The organism is Changchengzhania lutea (assembly GCF_006974145.1).
Classification (GTDB): Bacteria; Bacteroidota; Bacteroidia; order Flavobacteriales; family Flavobacteriaceae; genus Changchengzhania; species Changchengzhania lutea.
On the sequence record NZ_CP039456.1, the window covers coordinates 120,867 to 137,275 of the forward strand.

The 16,409-nt window shown below is 34.8% G+C and carries 16 protein-coding genes; 11 read left to right on the forward strand and 5 right to left on the reverse strand.

The genetic code is table 11. From position 1 onward, the window contains the following. Positions 1-63: 63 nt before the first annotated feature. On the reverse strand, positions 64-1,470 hold the full coding sequence (locus tag FAF07_RS00530) for an MATE family efflux transporter (protein WP_142783251.1): 1,407 nt from the start codon (positions 1,468-1,470) through the stop codon (positions 64-66). 198 nt (positions 1,471-1,668) lie between these two features. Between FAF07_RS00530 and FAF07_RS00535 the strand changes: the two genes are divergently transcribed. Beyond that, complete coding sequence (locus FAF07_RS00535; protein ID WP_142783252.1) at positions 1,669-2,325, forward strand: HAD family hydrolase; 657 nt, start codon at positions 1,669-1,671, stop codon at positions 2,323-2,325. A gap of 34 nt (positions 2,326-2,359) precedes the next feature. Here FAF07_RS00535 and FAF07_RS18410 read toward each other — a convergent pair whose 3' ends face one another. Further along, entirely contained in the window at positions 2,360-2,515 is a 156-nt protein-coding gene (locus tag FAF07_RS18410; protein ID WP_185956485.1) for a hypothetical protein, read from the reverse strand. 5 nt (positions 2,516-2,520) lie between these two features. Further along, entirely contained in the window at positions 2,521-2,961 is a 441-nt protein-coding gene (gene mscL, locus FAF07_RS00540) for a large conductance mechanosensitive channel protein MscL (RefSeq protein ID WP_142783253.1), read from the reverse strand. Positions 2,962-3,167: 206 nt separating this feature from the next. On the opposite strand from mscL, the gene FAF07_RS00545 reads away from it, so the two are divergent. Together FAF07_RS00545 and FAF07_RS00550 are read left to right on the forward strand one after the other, a co-directional pair. Next, entirely contained in the window at positions 3,168-3,770 is a 603-nt protein-coding gene (locus FAF07_RS00545; protein WP_142786506.1) for a SatD family protein, read from the forward strand. After that, entirely contained in the window at positions 3,764-4,489 is a 726-nt protein-coding gene (locus tag FAF07_RS00550; protein ID WP_142783254.1) for a DUF3307 domain-containing protein, read from the forward strand. Before FAF07_RS00545 ends, FAF07_RS00550 begins: the two co-directional genes overlap by 7 nt. Before the next feature lie 29 nt (positions 4,490-4,518). On the opposite strand, the gene ccsA is transcribed toward FAF07_RS00550, so the two are convergent. Further along, the gene (ccsA, locus tag FAF07_RS00555; RefSeq protein WP_142783255.1) at positions 4,519-7,704 is read right to left on the reverse strand and encodes a cytochrome c biogenesis protein CcsA; all 3,186 of its coding nucleotides are present in this window, start codon (positions 7,702-7,704) and stop codon (positions 4,519-4,521) included. Between the two features lie 76 nt (positions 7,705-7,780). After that, on the reverse strand, positions 7,781-8,173 hold the full coding sequence (locus tag FAF07_RS00560; protein WP_142783256.1) for a group III truncated hemoglobin: 393 nt from the start codon (positions 8,171-8,173) through the stop codon (positions 7,781-7,783). Between the two features lie 61 nt (positions 8,174-8,234). On the opposite strand from FAF07_RS00560, the gene FAF07_RS00565 reads away from it, so the two are divergent. The 8 genes from FAF07_RS00565 to FAF07_RS00600 all read left to right on the forward strand — a co-directional run bounded on the left by FAF07_RS00565 (position 8,235) and on the right by FAF07_RS00600 (position 16,342). After that, complete coding sequence (locus tag FAF07_RS00565) at positions 8,235-9,002, forward strand: Rossmann-like and DUF2520 domain-containing protein (protein ID WP_142783257.1); 768 nt, start codon at positions 8,235-8,237, stop codon at positions 9,000-9,002. Continuing rightward, positions 8,983-9,510: a KdsC family phosphatase gene (locus tag FAF07_RS00570; RefSeq protein WP_142783258.1), complete on the forward strand. Its 528-nt coding sequence runs from the start codon at positions 8,983-8,985 to the stop codon at positions 9,508-9,510. The genes FAF07_RS00565 and FAF07_RS00570 overlap by 20 nt, the downstream gene beginning before the upstream one ends. A gap of 99 nt (positions 9,511-9,609) precedes the next feature. Further along, positions 9,610-10,485 carry a geranylgeranylglycerol-phosphate geranylgeranyltransferase gene (locus tag FAF07_RS00575; protein ID WP_246067743.1) on the forward strand — a complete coding sequence of 292 codons (876 nt, stop codon included), beginning with the start codon at positions 9,610-9,612 and terminating at the stop codon, positions 10,483-10,485. Next, positions 10,485-11,078, forward strand: a complete 594-nt coding sequence (locus tag FAF07_RS00580) for a Maf family nucleotide pyrophosphatase (RefSeq protein WP_142783260.1) — start codon at positions 10,485-10,487, stop codon at positions 11,076-11,078. The genes FAF07_RS00575 and FAF07_RS00580 overlap by 1 nt, the downstream gene beginning before the upstream one ends. A 34-nt stretch (positions 11,079-11,112) precedes the next feature. Further along, positions 11,113-12,048 carry a septum formation inhibitor Maf gene (locus tag FAF07_RS00585; protein ID WP_142783261.1) on the forward strand — a complete coding sequence of 312 codons (936 nt, stop codon included), beginning with the start codon at positions 11,113-11,115 and terminating at the stop codon, positions 12,046-12,048. A gap of 55 nt (positions 12,049-12,103) precedes the next feature. Beyond that, complete coding sequence (locus FAF07_RS00590; RefSeq protein ID WP_142783262.1) at positions 12,104-12,634, forward strand: mechanosensitive ion channel domain-containing protein; 531 nt, start codon at positions 12,104-12,106, stop codon at positions 12,632-12,634. Positions 12,635-12,654: 20 nt separating this feature from the next. Continuing rightward, on the forward strand, positions 12,655-13,734 hold the full coding sequence (gene corA / locus FAF07_RS00595) for a magnesium/cobalt transporter CorA (RefSeq protein WP_142783263.1): 1,080 nt from the start codon (positions 12,655-12,657) through the stop codon (positions 13,732-13,734). Between the two features lie 82 nt (positions 13,735-13,816). Next, complete coding sequence (locus FAF07_RS00600; RefSeq protein WP_142783264.1) at positions 13,817-16,342, forward strand: PIG-L family deacetylase; 2,526 nt, start codon at positions 13,817-13,819, stop codon at positions 16,340-16,342. Positions 16,343-16,409: the final 67 nt, after the last annotated feature.

Here is a 16,409-nt window from a genome sequence, read left to right on the forward strand (position 1 = left end):
GACTTATGTTTATTATTCGGATGAAAATTGGGTTTTTTATTGATAGTTTTCTGTTTTTAAATATTAAACTTCAACACGTTTCCAGTGTCCTTTTTTAAACCAAATGATGGCTACAATAGCAATCAAAACTTCTGCTAAGGTAATCGCCCAAAATACGCCGCTAGGTCCAAAATCTAAAGTGATGGCCATGACATAGGCAAACGGTAATTGTAATAACCAAAAGCAGACAAAGTTTATATACGTTGGTGTTTTTGTATCTCCAGCACCGTTAAATGCGTTAATGACAACCATCCCATAGCCATAAAAAACATAACCCGCTGCAATAATACGTAAACACAAACTTCCATATTTAACCACGTTTGGTGTCGTAGTAAACAATATAATTATTTGTGGTGCAAACACTAAATATATAATAGAAACAAGTCCCATAAATATGGCGCTGTACTTGCCAGTTTTCCAAACAGACTGTTCGGCACGTTCTGGTTTTTTAGCACCCAAGTTTTGTCCAACTAATGTGGCTGCGGCATTACTCATGCCCCAAGCCGGCATTAACGTAAACATCATGACCCGAATGGCTATGGTATACCCTGCTAACACTTCGCTCCCAAATTCACTCATAATACGCATTAAAAACACCCAAGATGAAGTTCCTATTAAAAACTGGCCAATGCCACCAAGCGAGACTCTAATTAAATTTAACATAACCCCAACGCGTAATACTAAATCTTTAACGCCTACTTTTATTCGGCTATAGCCATAAAATAAAATAGCCAGTTGAAAAAGAACAGCTGTACCACGGCCAATGGTGGTAGCGATGGCGGCACCTTCCACACCAAATGCCGGAACGGGTCCAAAACCAAATATAAAGATAGGATCTAATATAATATTAAGACCATTAGATAAAATGAGTGTCCACATAGCAACCGATGCATCACCAGCGCCACGAAAAATAGCATTAATTAAAAATAGTAACATGATGGTAATATTCCCTCCCATTAATACCTGGGTGTACCCATACCCTTCTGCTATTAAATCAGGTTCTGCACCCATTAAACCTAAAATCTCTTTTGGATATATAATGCCAATAACGCTAATAATAGCTGCTACAAACACACCTAAAAATATCACCTGAACTGCCGCGTTGGAGGCGCCTTTTAAGTCCTTCTCCCCTACGCGTCGTGCTACCACAGCCGTGGCCGCCATACTTAAACCAATGGCTACCGCATAAACTAAGGTAATAACCGATTCGGTTAGACCGATAGTAGCAACCGCATTAACGCTAACTTGCGATACATACATAATATCTACCAGCGCAAAAATGGATTCCATGAGCATTTCTAATATCATGGGAATGGACAACATAAATACGGCCTTACGGATACTCCCGGAGGTGAACTCTTGATCCTTGCCGGAAACAGCAAGTTTAAAATATTTAAATAATTGTTTTAAGGACATTTTATTTGATTGCATTTTGAAAAATATAAAATAATAGACATCACTAAACACCAAAAGCGTTTAGTAGTTTTTTGTCCGAGAGAATCTCGATACAGTACGGAAGTGAATTTATACAATCATAAAGTACAAATATGATTAAATTAAATTAGAACTGCAAAATAGTTTTTGGGAGTTTGGTTGCTATTCTTTTATCTTCGCCGATAAATTATACATATGTTAAAAGCGGTTTTGTTTGATATGGATGGGGTGATTGTTGATAGTGAGCCCCTGCACAATAAGGCATATCATTACATGTTTGATGAAGTACAGATTGAGGTATCTGAAGCGCTTTACGAATCCTTTACAGGTCAATCCACCTTAAGCATATGCAAACATTTGGTGGAGAATTTTAGTTTAAGTCATATACCAGAAACCTTAGTGGCTATCAAACGTCGCTACTTTAAAACATTGTTTGAGAATGATCCAGACTTTCAATTAATGGATGATGTTTTAGCTTTAATACAGAATTACCATGCTAATGGCATCACACTTGTTTTAGCATCGTCTGCTTCTATGCCTAACATTAACCGTGTTTTTGAACGATTTGATTTGAACCCGTATTTTAAAGCAAAATTAAGTGGTGCTGATTTAAAAGCGTCTAAACCACACCCCGAAATTTTTATTAAAGCTTCTGAAGCAAGCGGATTTAAAAGAGAAGAATGCTTAGTAATTGAAGATTCTACAAATGGTATTAAAGCCGCAAATGCCGCTAATATTTTTTGTGTTGGCTATGATAGTTTTCATTCTAAAAACCAAGATTATACCCAAGCCAATTTGGTTGTAAACGATTTTAAGAACATACATTTTAACAAGATAAAAGACTTACTTTAATTCAAAAAGCTAAGGTTTACCTCCTGTTAAAATATTATATGTTCTGTTCTTGTTTCGCCTTTTCAATAATAGCCTTTAAACGATCTTTACGAAGTTGTGCTTCTACTTTTTTCTTCTTTTTCTTTTGATCCATAAGCTTTGAATGCTTCGCTTTGTTCTTTGTGTTTTTGTCCCTGCCAGTTTTTCCCATATCATTTATTTTGACTTTAGAAGCTTATTTTGCTCTTCCATAAGTTCGCTTATTTGTGATAGTAGTTCGATATCTTTTGGGGTTACTACAGTTTTATCTTTAGAATCTTGCGCTTTCGTTTTTAAGCGATTCATAAATTTTACAACGATGAACACTGTAAATCCAATGATTAAGAAATCTAAAACAGCTTCCCCTAAAGCACCATAACCAATGGCCACTTCTTCTGTTATTATTTTATCTGCATTATCTGTTACCGCTTCTTTTAGGATGATTCGTTTATGTGCAAAATTCACCCCATCCGTCAGTAATGATAACGGAGGTAAAAACACTTTTTTGACCAAGACATCGATAACTTTATTGAAGGATGCACCAATGATGATACCAATGGCCATATCCATCATATTTCCTTTTACGGCAAATTCTTTAAATTCTTTAAAAAGTGACATGAGTAATATTATTTTTTATTTATGCTTTGCAAAGATAATTAGTTTTCAGCTCCTAATTTTCAATTATTATTTTGATTTTTATCTGCTATTTAGCAGATAACTTTAATTATCCTCTATTTAGCAGATAATTTAAAATATCTGTTGTTTAGCAGATAATTTTGATTATCTCATCAAAAAAACATAAATTTGAACATACCCCTGAAGACATGACAAGTATTATTACTGGTGATATTATAAACTCAAGAGAAAGTGAACCAAAAAAATGGTTAAACGCACTCAAGAACACCTTAACTACTTTTGGAGATTCCCCTAAAACATGGGAGATTTTTAGAGGCGATAGTTTTCAACTCGAAATAAAACCAGAACATGCATTAAAGGCTGCAATCTTAATTAAAGCCATCATAAAAATCTATAAAAATATAGATGTTAGAATTGCTATTGGTTTGGGTAAAAAAACATATGATTCAGATAAAATTACCGAATCTAACGGAAGTGCATTTGTAAACTCAGGGGAATGTTTTGAAAATATGAAAAACAATACACTTGCGGTTAAATCTGATTTTGAAGCTTTTAATACTACAATAAATATCATGCTGGAACTCGCCCAATTAACCATGAATAATTGGAGTGCAACTTCTTCGGAAATTATTAAGACATCATTAGAAAACCCTCAATTAAACCAAGGACAAATCGCAAAATTATTAGGCAAATCACAAAGTAATATTAGTGAAGGCCTTAAACGTGGTGGTTTTGATGAAATCACGAAACTATTAGACTACTATAAAACTCAAGTCAAAACAATATGTTAGCATTAATCATAAAGCTCATATTAGCCCACATTATTGGTGACTTTGTATTGCAACCTGCAAGTTGGGTTATTCATAAAGAAATTCATAAACATAAATCCAAATTTTTGTATTGGCATATTCTGTTGCATTTATGTGCGCTAGTGCTCGTGCTACAATTTAACTTTACCTATTGGTTAGGTATACTAATCATCATCATAACACATTATTTTATTGACCTTATCAAACTTCTGCTAAAACCAAAACTAAACTCCCGATTACTTTTTGGCTTAGACCAATTGGCGCATTTAATAGTTATAGTTTTGGTTGTAAAAATCTATGAGCCTTATCAATTTAATTTCGATATTCTTTTCGCTACGGAAACCTTACTATTAATCACTAGCTTATTATGTGTCACCTCAGTATCCTCCATAATTATGAAAACCATTATTTCTAAATGGAACTTAAAAGAAGATGGGATTGAAGAAGCCTCATTAAAGAGTGCTGGAGCTTATATTGGTATTCTGGAACGTTTATTTGTATTCGGTTTTATTATTATGAATTACTGGGAAGGCATTGGTTTTTTAATAGCCGCGAAATCTGTATTTAGATTTAGCGATCTTTCAAAAGCCAAAGACCGGAAACTTACAGAATACATCTTAATTGGCACCCTGTTAAGTTTTGGTTTAGCTATACTATTTGGACTGGGCTATGAGTATGTTTCTATGCTCATTAAAAACTAATTGACTCTATAATAATTACGAATCCTTAATTACTTTTTATAGTACTTTGCATAACCTCTGTAAGCAAAAAATCCTAACATAGCGACAATTCCGCAGGCAATACTTATAAATTTCACACTCACAATTTGATCGCCACTAGCGTAAGAATGTAAGCCTGCCAAATAGAAATTAACGCCAAAATAGGTCATCAAAATACTTGAAAAAGCAATAATAGACATGAGATTGAAAAACCATCGTCCACGCAATCCTGGGATTAATCGCATATGAATAACAAAGGCATACACCATGATACTAATAAGTGCCCAGGTTTCTTTAGGGTCCCAACCCCAATAACGTCCCCAGCTTTCATTGGCCCACATGCCGCCTAAAAAATTTCCTATGGTTAGCATGACCAATCCCACAGTTAATGCCATTTCATTAATTATGGTAAGCTCCTTGATATTGAGAAGCATTTTATCCTTATTCTTTTTAGTGGTAAAAATCATAAGTAGTAAAGACACGACACCTAAAATCATTCCTAAAGTAAAGGGACCATAACTTGCCACAATAACAGCCACATGAATCATGAGCCAATAACTATTTAATACCGGTTGCAAATTAGCAATTGCTGGATCCATCCAATTCCAATGGGCAATCATCAAAATCATCGCCGTAACAAATGCCGTTGAAGCAATAGTTAAATCACTTTTTCTTCCAAAGGCCAGACCAAAAAACATCGTGGCCCATGCCACATAAATCATAGACTCGTAGGCATCACTCCACGGAGCGTGCCCTGAAATATACCAACGCGCTATAAGACCAAGCGTATGCAAAATAAATAGGCCTAAAACAATACCTTTAAAAACATTAATGGTAATGGTTATTGCCTTGCTTTTCTCTTTAAAGATCTGAATGATCAACACGATAAACAACAGCACACCGGCATACATGTACCAGCTGTAGAGTTTTTTAAAAATATCATATTTATTGTATAAAACTTCTGTATTTACTTTCTCGTCGCTCAACATCACCGTGCCTCCATATTGATGCTGAGTCTTTTTGAAAGCATTTAAAATTTTTGAAGCTTCAGAAAAATCTCCCGTTTGTTTTGCACGATTTAAAGTTTGCAAATAGGCTAAAAACCCATTTTTAATAAAATTACTGTATAATGAATCCTCAATTTTATGATTTTCATATTTATAATCGTAAGCAGAAATCCATTTGTTATTTTTATCATTAGGGAGCGGATAGATTTTTAAGGAACGACCTTCAATCGTATTGAACAACAAGGTTACACGCTGATCTGTCTCCTTAAATTCTTTTTGAAATCCATTAGGCACTTGCGCTTTGTATGCTTCATTTAAAAATGGTGCTAATTTATAAGCGCCCTTATTGGTAAAAAAATCTGCCAGAGTCACATACTTTTCTTCTTTTGAAACCCCGATAAGGCTACGAATAGAATCTCCTTTTTTTGGCTTCAAATAAATAATTGGCACATTATACCAAAGCAACGGACTTTCCTGAATTGATAAGAATACTTGATTTGCATTTAAATCTGTATAGGTGTCACTTTTACTCAGTTTACGGAGCATTTCTGAAGCATACGTATTTACAGGCATCATGCGTCCACCCATATCCTGAATCACCAATTTACCAAATTCGTCAGCATGCGCTTTTGGTGCGACATTGGCCAACAAAATAGAATCTATCTGAGCTTTGTTTGGCCGTGAATGGTCATGACCATCATTTTCAGAATGTTCTTGCGCATAACCAGTTAAGCCAAAGGACAACAGCAAAATCATGGTCATTTTTGCTTTTTTAGATTTAATTTTATTAAGCTGAACTTTTAAATCTCCAAAGCGTGAATATTTGCTAAATAAAATGGCCATCATGCCAAAATACAGCATAAAATACCCGATGTATGTTATAAGTGTTCCCCAATAATCATGATTTACAGAAAGAATGGTCCCTTTTTCATCTGGATCAAAACCAGATTGAAAAAAACGATAGCCACCGTGGTCCAAAATATTATTCATGAAAATTTTATAATCATAATTTCCTTCTTGTTCATCTATTACAGTCACCTCACTGGAATATGCAGAATATCCTTTTTCTGTTCCTGGGTAACGTTCTGCTTCAAAATCGTTCAATTTTAATTGAAAAGGCAATTCCAAAACTTTAGAACCATACTTGAATGCAAAATCCAAACCTCCAACTTCTAATTGCTTAAAAGCGCTGTTCGTACCCTTACCACCTAACAAACCGATGGTTTTAGTTTCTCCATTTGTGGTCACCTTCAATGAGACACCATCTTCATCATTCTTTAATATTTTTGATTTCGGAACAATATCAAAATACCCCTTTACTACAGGTTTTGGAAATACGAGCTGCATAACGCCAATGACGTACCTTGAACGCAGTAGAAGCGGTTGTACGCTATCTTTAACCAATGTCCCCTCGGCGCGGGTTGCCATGGTCATGTATTCCCCTTCAAAAGGCGACTTAATGGTGAGTTCATCATTATTATAAGTAATATTAATAGCACCTTCCGTAGGTTTATTAAGTGCAAATAATACATTGTGAATATTTTGAACTTCTCCTGTCTTTAAAAAGTGATTGTGCGCACCAGACGTTCCTGCCTCTACGACTTTGAGATATTCAATCCCATTTTCATCTGGAATAATATCTTCCTCAGCACCAACAATAAACTTCTCCAATTCAATGGTTATAGGTTGTTTATTGTATTTCGTTTCAACTTTAAAATCATTCTCCAAACGTCCGGAAAAATCAACTTCACGCTCAATGGGTAAACGCTGTGGCACACCATCAATGACATAATCCCCATCAATATATGCCGATATATATGTTTTTTGAGATAGAAATTTATTTTCTGTAGCACCTTCCCTTATGGCCATCATACCTTCAAAACTGGCATATCTGGTAATAAATGCGCCCAATAGAATAAAAATGAATGATAAGTGCAGAATAAGCGTTGCCCATTTTTCTTTTTTATACAGTCTGAATCTAATAATGTTACCAGAAAAATTAATAACAAAAAACACCATAATGGCCTCAAACCACCAAGCATTGTAAATTAAATTTCTAGTGTAGGGTGTTGGCGAAGTATCCTGACCGGCATCTAAAATAGTGCCTGTAGCCATAGCTACAGCAAAGGCAATGAATAAAAACGCGGTAAGTCGGGTCGAGAAAAGAATTTTGGCAAGTTTATTTTGCATAATATAGGTCCTTTTAAGGTCATGCAAATTTAAGTATTTTCCTTGATTTTTTAATGAGATTCAGCCTAATAAAGTGTTATAATTTCGTCTGTCTTGCCTCAAAAATTTTAAGATGCAAAAAAGTGCTCATTTTTCTTGCCCGCCGTTTGGCATTTTCGGCATAATCGCCTTCAAAAAGTTCATCAATAGTTTGAAACCATAAGTTTAACCACACACCAAAATGCTGTTCACTTATACTGTTGTGATGCGCTTGATCTACATTAATATGAGCTTCTAGAGGATTACCTAAGTATTTTGTTTTCAAAAACAAACTCGCTTCCCAAAAGGTAGTTAAGTGCTCAAGGTGTGCATCCCAATCCTTTATGGTATCATTAAAAAATGGTGCTAACAAGTCATTATCTCTAACTTTTTTATAAAATGAAGCTACTAGCAAATATATGTCTTCTCGTGTTTTAATATCTTTCTTCATAATTAAAACAAAGATACGTGATTAGGCTTTTGTATGTCTTAATATTACTTATTTTTGCTACATGATTTCAGTTAGTATCCTTGGCGCAGGCAATGTTGCAACACATTTATTTAAAGCTTTTAATAATAGCGAACAAATTACTGTTAAGCAGTGGTATAGTCGTGACTTAAAGGCTATTGGTAGATATAAAAATGTAGTAAATATCATCGACGATGTAAAAATGTTAAAAGATGCCGATGTATACATTCTGGCGGTAAGTGACGATGCCGTTTCCAAATTATCATCAGAGCTTCCCTTTAAAGATAAGCTGGTAGTTCATACCTCAGGGAGTGTAGGTGTTTATGATATTGACAAGAAAAATGAACGTGGTGTTTTTTATCCGCTACAAACTTTTAGTAAAGACACAACTATGGATTTTGCCAACGTTCCTATTTGTATAGAAACCATTCATAAAAAAAATTATCCGTTATTAAAAGCATTGGCACAGTCTATAGGAAGTCCATCAAAGAGAGTAAATAGCGACCAAAGGGGCGTATTGCATTTAGCTGCCGTATTTGTGAATAATTTTACAAATCAGCTATATAGAATTGGTCATGAAATCACAGAGTCGGAAGGTGCTGAGTTTGATCTGTTAAAACCACTCATTCAAGAAACGGCACATAAAATTCAAACCATATCGCCATTTAAAGCGCAAACAGGTCCTGCAAAACGGAATGACAAAAAAACCATTAAAAGACACTTAAAGGCTTTAAAAACGGAACATCATAAAGACATATATAAACTTTTAACAGCATCGATTCAAAGCACACATGGAAGAAAAAAGCTATAAAGAATATTTAGAACATATCACCACGTTTATTTTTGACGTGGATGGGGTACTTACCGATGGTTCAGTAACTGTTACTACCAGTGGTGAGCTATTAAGAGTTATGAACGTAAAGGATGGATATGCCCTTAAAACAGCGATAAATGCCGGATTTAATATGGCAATAATTTCTGGCGGAACCCATGAAGGTGTTCGTATAAGGTTGGAAGGTTTAGGTATATCAGATGTGTATTTGGGTGCCCATAATAAAATAGATCAGCTTAATGACTATTTAAGAAAACATGATGTCAAGGCTGAAAATATATTGTTTATGGGAGATGATATTCCTGATTATCCCGTTATGAAACACATAGGATTTCCGTGTTGCCCACAAGACGCTGTTCCAGAAATAAAAGCAATTTCCAAATACGTATCCCACAAAAAAGGTGGTTATGGAGCCGTTAGAGATGTTATAGAGCAAGTACTAAAAGTTCAAGGGAAATGGAATGGCTATTACGATGCCACATTATAATGAGTTTATTATATTTCACTTTGAAAAAACGCAGCAATTATCCAAATAATCGTTTCAATCTTGGGTTTTATTAATCTTATTCGCTGGAAAAATTTAGTAATGATTGCCTTGACGCAATTACTTATTAAATATGCACTATTAGAACCGTTTGGAGTCCAAACTGCTTTGGATGATTTTGGTATTGCACTATTAATTTTGGCTACGATGTGTATTGCTGCAGCTGGAAACATTATTAATGATATTTATGACGTTGAAACCGATTTTATAAACAAGCCAGAAAAGCTTATTATTGGCAATCAAATTTCTGAAAAAACGGCGTATAATTTATTTATAGCATTCAATTTAGTTGGGGTTGGTATTGGCTTTTATTTGTCGCATGTTGTTGGCAAAAGTGCCTTCTTTTCACTTTTTGTGATTATTTCCGCCTTATTATACGTTTATGCCTCCTACCTAAAACGTATTTTAATTATCGGAAACCTTATAATTTCAGTATTAGTCGCATTAAGTATTATTATAGTTGGGATGTTTGAGCTACTACCAAATATTACGAGTCTCAATCAAGCCACTCATTTTACTTTTTTTAAAATCATTTTAGATTACGCGCTATTTGCATTCGCAATAAATCTCCTTCGTGAAATCGCTAAAGACATCGAAGATATTGACGGTGATTACAAAGCTGGTATGTACACACTCCCTATAGCCATTGGCAGAGAACGGTCTAAACACATTCTATTTGTGCTTAGCCTTATTCCTCTATTGGCCATTTCTTTTTACATAATAAATTCTCTGTATAGAAACCAAATAGCCGTTGGATATTTCTTGATATTTATTATAGCGCCACTTTTTTACTCGTCAATTAAAATCTATATGGCAAAAACAAAAAAAGATTATCATATGATAAGCAGTCTTTTTAAATTGGTCATGCTGTTCGGGATTCTTTCGTTACTTTTATACAAGTACATTTTACTACCCTAATGCTAAAAGACATACTAAAAAATCACCATATTATTCTGGCTTCTGGTTCACCCAGACGTCAGGAATTTTTTAGGGATTTGGGGTTAAGTTTCGAAATTCGCTTAAAACCAGTCAAGGAAGAATACCCAACTCGACTCACACATTTTGAAATCAGTAATTACCTAGCGCAACTTAAAGCACTTCCTTTTAAAGCAGAATTAAAAATTAGAGATATTCTAATTACCAGTGATACCATTGTATGGCATAATAACAAAGCCTTGGGAAAACCCCGTGATGAGAATGAAGCGTATATTATTTTAAAATCGTTAAGCGGGACTACGCATGAGGTTATCACTTCGGTATGCTTTACTACCACAACTTATGAAAAGACCGTTCATGATATCACTAAAGTAAATTTTAAAACTTTAACCCATGACGAGATATGGTATTATATAAATGCCTACAAACCCTTCGATAAAGCGGGTGCGTACGGCATTCAAGAATGGATAGGGCAAATTGGCGTGACTAAAATTGAAGGCTCTTATTTTAATGTTATGGGTTTACCGACCCATGTGGTTTACGAAACGTTAAATGCCATTGCTAAAACCGGCTAAAATTGTAAATTTAGATAATTTCTATACGCTCAATATGAAAAAAATTCTTAAAGTTGAACTCGTATTTTGGATTATTATTGGTATAATCTCACTTATTTTATCCTGCGGAAATAAAAGCAAAAATCCTGAATTAGCAATACATAAATCCCCTGAAACCAATAAGCCAATTGTTAAAGAGCCCTCTGAAGCCTTTAAAAAATATTGGTACGCTGGTGAAGCTGAAATGACATCCTATAAATTAGAACAAGCACGCTACGGTGAAATTAGAAACGGTGAAGCCGTATTAATTTATGTTACTGAAGATTTTTTAACAAATGCTCAAGTGAAAGCTGATGTACAACGTTCTAACACTATTTCTGTACTAAAATTAAATGCCACTAAAAACTTTAATACAGGCATATACCCGTATTCTATAATGCAAAGTACCTTTTATCCCATTTCAAATAATCAACATGCCATTAAAATTTCCAGTTCTATACAAGAATGGTGTGGGCACGTTTATGCACAGCTTAATAATCGCGATAAATTCGAAATCGCTCTACATTCCTACTTCGAAGATGAAGCCGATCAAAACTTCAATATCAATAAGGCTATTTTAGAAAATGAACTATGGACACAACTTCGTATGAATCCTAAATCACTGCCACAAGGGGACTTAAAAATAATTCCTTCTTTTGAATATACGCGCTTACGCCACATCCCAATAAAAGCATACCAAGCATCCGCAACACTAAAACCAAACACTTATAGCATATCTTATCCAGAGCTGAACAGAACGCTCTCTATTCAATTTGAACCTCAATTCCCTTATAGTATATTAGGTTGGACAGAAACCTTTAAAAGTGGTTTTGAACCAAATGCCAAAATACTTACTACAAAGGCAACCAAAATGCAAAGTATTAAATCAGCGTACTGGGGCAAGAATAGAAATAAAGACGAAGCACTTAGAGAAACACTCCAATTAAATTAAAGCCTTATCGTTTTGTAATGTATCTTTGTAACCTACAAAATAGACACGACCAACTATGTTTTTTATAACCTATCAAAATGAATTAATAATAAGCGGATTTGTTCTTCTATTTCTCCTTGTTGTTAGAGTTACTGTAAATTTTGCAGTCACAAAATTAGGGAGACGAACTGGCATTAATGAGGCTCGTATTCGGCTTATTCGTCGTTATATTACCATAACGCTCTTCTTAATGGCAATGTTAATTGAAACCATTGTTTTTGGTACAGAATTTAAAGATTTAGCCCTTATATTCTCTTCCTTATTTGCCATTATTGGTATTGGTCTATTTGCTGTTTGGTCCATATTGAGTAACATCACTTCTGGAATTATCATGTTTTTCAACTTTCCTTACAAAGTGGGTGATAAAATTGAAATACACGATAAAGACTTTCCTATAAGAGCAATTATTGAAGACATAAGAGCTTTTCAACTGCATCTTAGATTAGATAACGGTGATTTAGTTACCTATCCTAATAACCTTATGCTTCAAAAAGCGGTTACACTTATTGAAAAGGACGCCATTGATGATCTGATGGATGCTATATAAATTTTCAATATCTTTATAAGATGAAGTTTCGCACATTAAAAAAAAGAACCGATACTTACAAAAAAAAACTGGGTCAAATTCCTGGTAGTATTATTTATACGGGTAAAAAGCTAGAACAACAGCTTTTTATTGAAGCTTTTGATTTTAATAAAGAACAGTGTATCGTTAAGCAGTTAAGCTCCATTGAGGAGGGTTTTGAATTCAAACTTTCAAACTCTATAACCTGGCTTAATATAAATGGTTTAAACCACGTCGATCAAATTGAAAAAATAGGAGAACATTATGAACTACACCCTTTAGTTCTAGAGGATATTGTTAATATTTCCCAAAGACCTAAAATAGACGACTACGATGATTATATGTTCGTAGTACTTAAAATGCTCTATTATAATGATGATGATGAAATGGTTTCCGAACAAGTCAGTTTTATTTTAGGCGAAAATTATGTGTTATCATTTCAGGAAGCCGACGGCGATGTGTTTGATGAAGTTAGAGAACGTATAAAACAGGCCAAAGGGCGTGTGCGCTCTATGAATGCCGATTATCTTCTGTATGTATTAATTGATGCCGTAGTAGATCATTACTTTGTTATCATTGAAACCTTGGGGAATAAAATTGAGGATTTTGAAACTGAAATTTTCTCAGGCAATGTAGATGATGATATTAGTAAGCATATTCAAGATTTAAAACGCGAAATATTAAAAGTGCGTCGCTCAATTTTTCCGTTGCGCGAAGTGATTAATAGAATCGAAAAAAATGATAGCGCCCTCATTCACAAAAAAACCATTACCTATTATCGTGATATTTACGATCATCTTATTCAAGTTTCTGAAAATATTGATATCTACCGGGAAATGATTTGGAGTTTAATGGATATGTATATGACTACCATTAGCAACAAAATGAATGAAGTTATGAAAGTGCTTACCATTATGGCTTCTATATTTATTCCGCTTACCTTTATCGCTGGTATCTATGGGATGAATTTCGAATACATTCCAGAGTTAAGCTATAGGTATTCCTACTTTATTTTGTGGGGTGTTATGATTGTTCTATTTATTAGCATGCTCATCTATTTCAAAAGAAAAAAGTGGTTGTAAGCAATTAAGTTAAAGAAACATTAAAAGCCATCATCTGGCTGTAATTCTTTCCTATATTTGACTTTTAGCCAACGTCGTCCATATGCAAAAATTTACTTTTTCTATAGTATTACTATTCTTTATAACTGCTATTTCACAGGCACAACAACCTACAAAACCTTCCGCATCAGAAATCTACGAATCCATACAGAAGCTTAATTTTTTAGGCTCGGTATTATATGTAGCTGCACATCCCGATGATGAAAACACTCGACTTATTTCGTACATGTCGAACCAAATGCATGCGCGTACGGCTTATCTATCATTAACTCGTGGTGATGGCGGACAAAACCTGATCGGCTCAGAAATTAGAGAATTATTGGGTGTAATAAGAACGCAAGAATTATTGGCAGCTAGACGAATTGATGGCGGTGAACAACGTTTTACAAGAGCCAATGATTTTGGTTATTCAAAACATCCAGATGAGACCTTATCCATTTGGAATAAAGATGCCGTTTTAAGTGATGTGGTCTTAGCCATTAGGCAGTTTAAACCAGACATAATTATTAACCGTTTTGATCATAGAACGTCCGGAAGTACGCATGGCCACCATACAAGTTCTGCTATGTTAAGTGTAGAAGCTTTTGATTTAGCTAATGACGCCGCTGCATTTCCGGATTTGCTTAAAATTGCTGATGTTTGGCAGCCAAAACGCCTATTTTTCAACACCAGTTGGTGGTTTTATGGAAGTCAAGAAAACTTTGAAAAAGCCGACAAAAGTAATATGCTTAACTTCGATATTGGCGCCTATTACCCTTTAAAAGGTTTGTCTAATAATGAAGTCGCTTCTATAGCAAGTAGCCAACATTTATCTCAAGGATTTGGGCGTTTATCTCAACGTGGTTCTCAAAACGAATACATTGAGTTTTTAAAGGGTGCTTCTTTTGATGGTGGTAAAGACATTTTTGAGGGCATCGACACCTCATGGAACCGGGTTAATGGTGGAGAAGCTATTGGTGAGATTTTATATGATATTCAGGAAAATTTCAACTTCACTCAGCCGTCGAATCATATTCCTAACCTCCTTGATGCTTATAAATTACTGCAAAATATAGACCATGCGCATTGGAGAATTCAAAAAACTAAAGAGTTAAAAAGTATTATAGAAATGTGTGCTGGTTTATACTTGGAAGCTTCCGCGGAAGCCCATCTTGCAACTCCCGGTGATCAGGTAAATGTAAATATTGAAATTTTAAATAGAAGCCAATCACCAATCATTTTGGAAAGTATTAAAACGACTGAGGGTTTAACTATTTCTAAGAAAATTGAACTTACAGATAATACAAAATTCGCTTTTGAGGAGGTCATTAATATTTCTAATAATCAAAGTCCAACCACGCCGTATTGGCTCACTGAAAAAGGATCTTTGGGCATGTACAAAGTGAATGATCTTGCGTTAATTGGTTTGCCCGAAACACCAAGAATGCTAACCGTAGATTTTAATTTACTAATCAATAAGGTGCCAATTACGATTACAAAACCCATTATCAATCGGTTTTCAAAACCAGAGAAAGGTGAATTATATCGTCCGTTTGAAATCATTCCAGAAGCATCCGCTAGAATCACGGAAAAAGTCATCATTTTCGAAAATTCAAGTCAACGGGATATTAGTGTGATTGTTACGGCAGGACGAGACAATCTAGAGGGTGATGTGGAAGTTAGTCATCCCAAGGACTGGCATATCTATCCTGCTAAACAAAAAGTATCCATAACCCATAAAGGTGAAGCGCAGACTTTAATATTTACTGTAATTCCACCGAAAACGGATAGCGAAGGCCATATTAGCCCCGTTGTAAATGTGAATGGAAAAACATACACCAATGAACTTATCACGATTAATTACGAACATATTCCAACTCAAACTGTTTTGCTACCCAGCGAAAGCAAAATAGTCCGTTTGAATATTCAAAAACGGGGTGAAAATATTGGCTATATCCAAGGTGCTGGTGATGTGGTCCCTGAAAGCCTGAGACAAATTGGTTATAACGTGCGGATTCTAAATCCAGAGGACATAACTCCGGAAAATTTGAGTCGATTGGATGCCGTTGTCATTGGTATTAGAGCTTACAACACGGTAGATGAGTTAAAATATAAACAGGATTTACTTTTCGATTTTGTAAAACAAGGCGGTAATATGGTTGTGCAATACAATACCAGTTTCCGATTAAAAGTTGATGCCTTAGCGCCCTTCAATTTAACCTTATCAAGGGATCGCGTTACTGACGAAAATGCTGATGTACGCTTTTTAAACCCAGAACACCCTATTCTTAATTACCCAAATAAAATTACACAAAAAGATTTTGAAGGTTGGACCCAAGAACGCGGTTTGTATTTTCCAAATGAATGGGCGGAAAACTTTGTAGCGATATTATCTATGAACGATAAAAACGAGACGCCAAAGGATGGCAGTTTATTAGTAGCTAAATATGGTAAAGGACATTATATATATACCGGATTAAGTTTCTTTAGAGAATTCCCCGAAGGGATTTCAGGTGCCTATAGATTGTTTGCCAACATGCTCTCTATTGGAAAAGAGAAAATAAAACTAGAAGCTAAATTGAATGACTGAATGAGTAATCAAGACCAACCTAAACAGCCGTGGCTTAAGTTATACTCCATCGTATTAATTGCCAATG

Bases quoted from the DNA above. Each gene is read 5' to 3' on its own strand.
- FAF07_RS00530 (WP_142783251.1), bottom strand. From the start codon at position 1,470: ATGCAATCAAATAAAATGTCCTTAAAACAATTATTTAAATATTTTAAA.
- FAF07_RS00535 (WP_142783252.1), top strand. From the start codon at position 1,669: ATGTTAAAAGCGGTTTTGTTTGATATGGATGGGGTGATTGTTGATAGT.
- FAF07_RS18410 (WP_185956485.1), bottom strand. From the start codon at position 2,515: ATGGGAAAAACTGGCAGGGACAAAAACACAAAGAACAAAGCGAAGCAT.
- mscL (WP_142783253.1), bottom strand. From the start codon at position 2,961: ATGTCACTTTTTAAAGAATTTAAAGAATTTGCCGTAAAAGGAAATATG.
- FAF07_RS00545 (WP_142786506.1), top strand. From the start codon at position 3,168: ATGACAAGTATTATTACTGGTGATATTATAAACTCAAGAGAAAGTGAA.
- FAF07_RS00550 (WP_142783254.1), top strand. From the start codon at position 3,764: ATGTTAGCATTAATCATAAAGCTCATATTAGCCCACATTATTGGTGAC.
- ccsA (WP_142783255.1), bottom strand. From the start codon at position 7,704: ATGCAAAATAAACTTGCCAAAATTCTTTTCTCGACCCGACTTACCGCG.
- FAF07_RS00560 (WP_142783256.1), bottom strand. From the start codon at position 8,173: ATGAAGAAAGATATTAAAACACGAGAAGACATATATTTGCTAGTAGCT.
- FAF07_RS00565 (WP_142783257.1), top strand. From the start codon at position 8,235: ATGATTTCAGTTAGTATCCTTGGCGCAGGCAATGTTGCAACACATTTA.
- FAF07_RS00570 (WP_142783258.1), top strand. From the start codon at position 8,983: ATGGAAGAAAAAAGCTATAAAGAATATTTAGAACATATCACCACGTTT.
- FAF07_RS00575 (WP_246067743.1), top strand. From the start codon at position 9,610: ATGATTGCCTTGACGCAATTACTTATTAAATATGCACTATTAGAACCG.
- FAF07_RS00580 (WP_142783260.1), top strand. From the start codon at position 10,485: ATGCTAAAAGACATACTAAAAAATCACCATATTATTCTGGCTTCTGGT.
- FAF07_RS00585 (WP_142783261.1), top strand. From the start codon at position 11,113: ATGAAAAAAATTCTTAAAGTTGAACTCGTATTTTGGATTATTATTGGT.
- FAF07_RS00590 (WP_142783262.1), top strand. From the start codon at position 12,104: ATGTTTTTTATAACCTATCAAAATGAATTAATAATAAGCGGATTTGTT.
- corA (WP_142783263.1), top strand. From the start codon at position 12,655: ATGAAGTTTCGCACATTAAAAAAAAGAACCGATACTTACAAAAAAAAA.
- FAF07_RS00600 (WP_142783264.1), top strand. From the start codon at position 13,817: ATGCAAAAATTTACTTTTTCTATAGTATTACTATTCTTTATAACTGCT.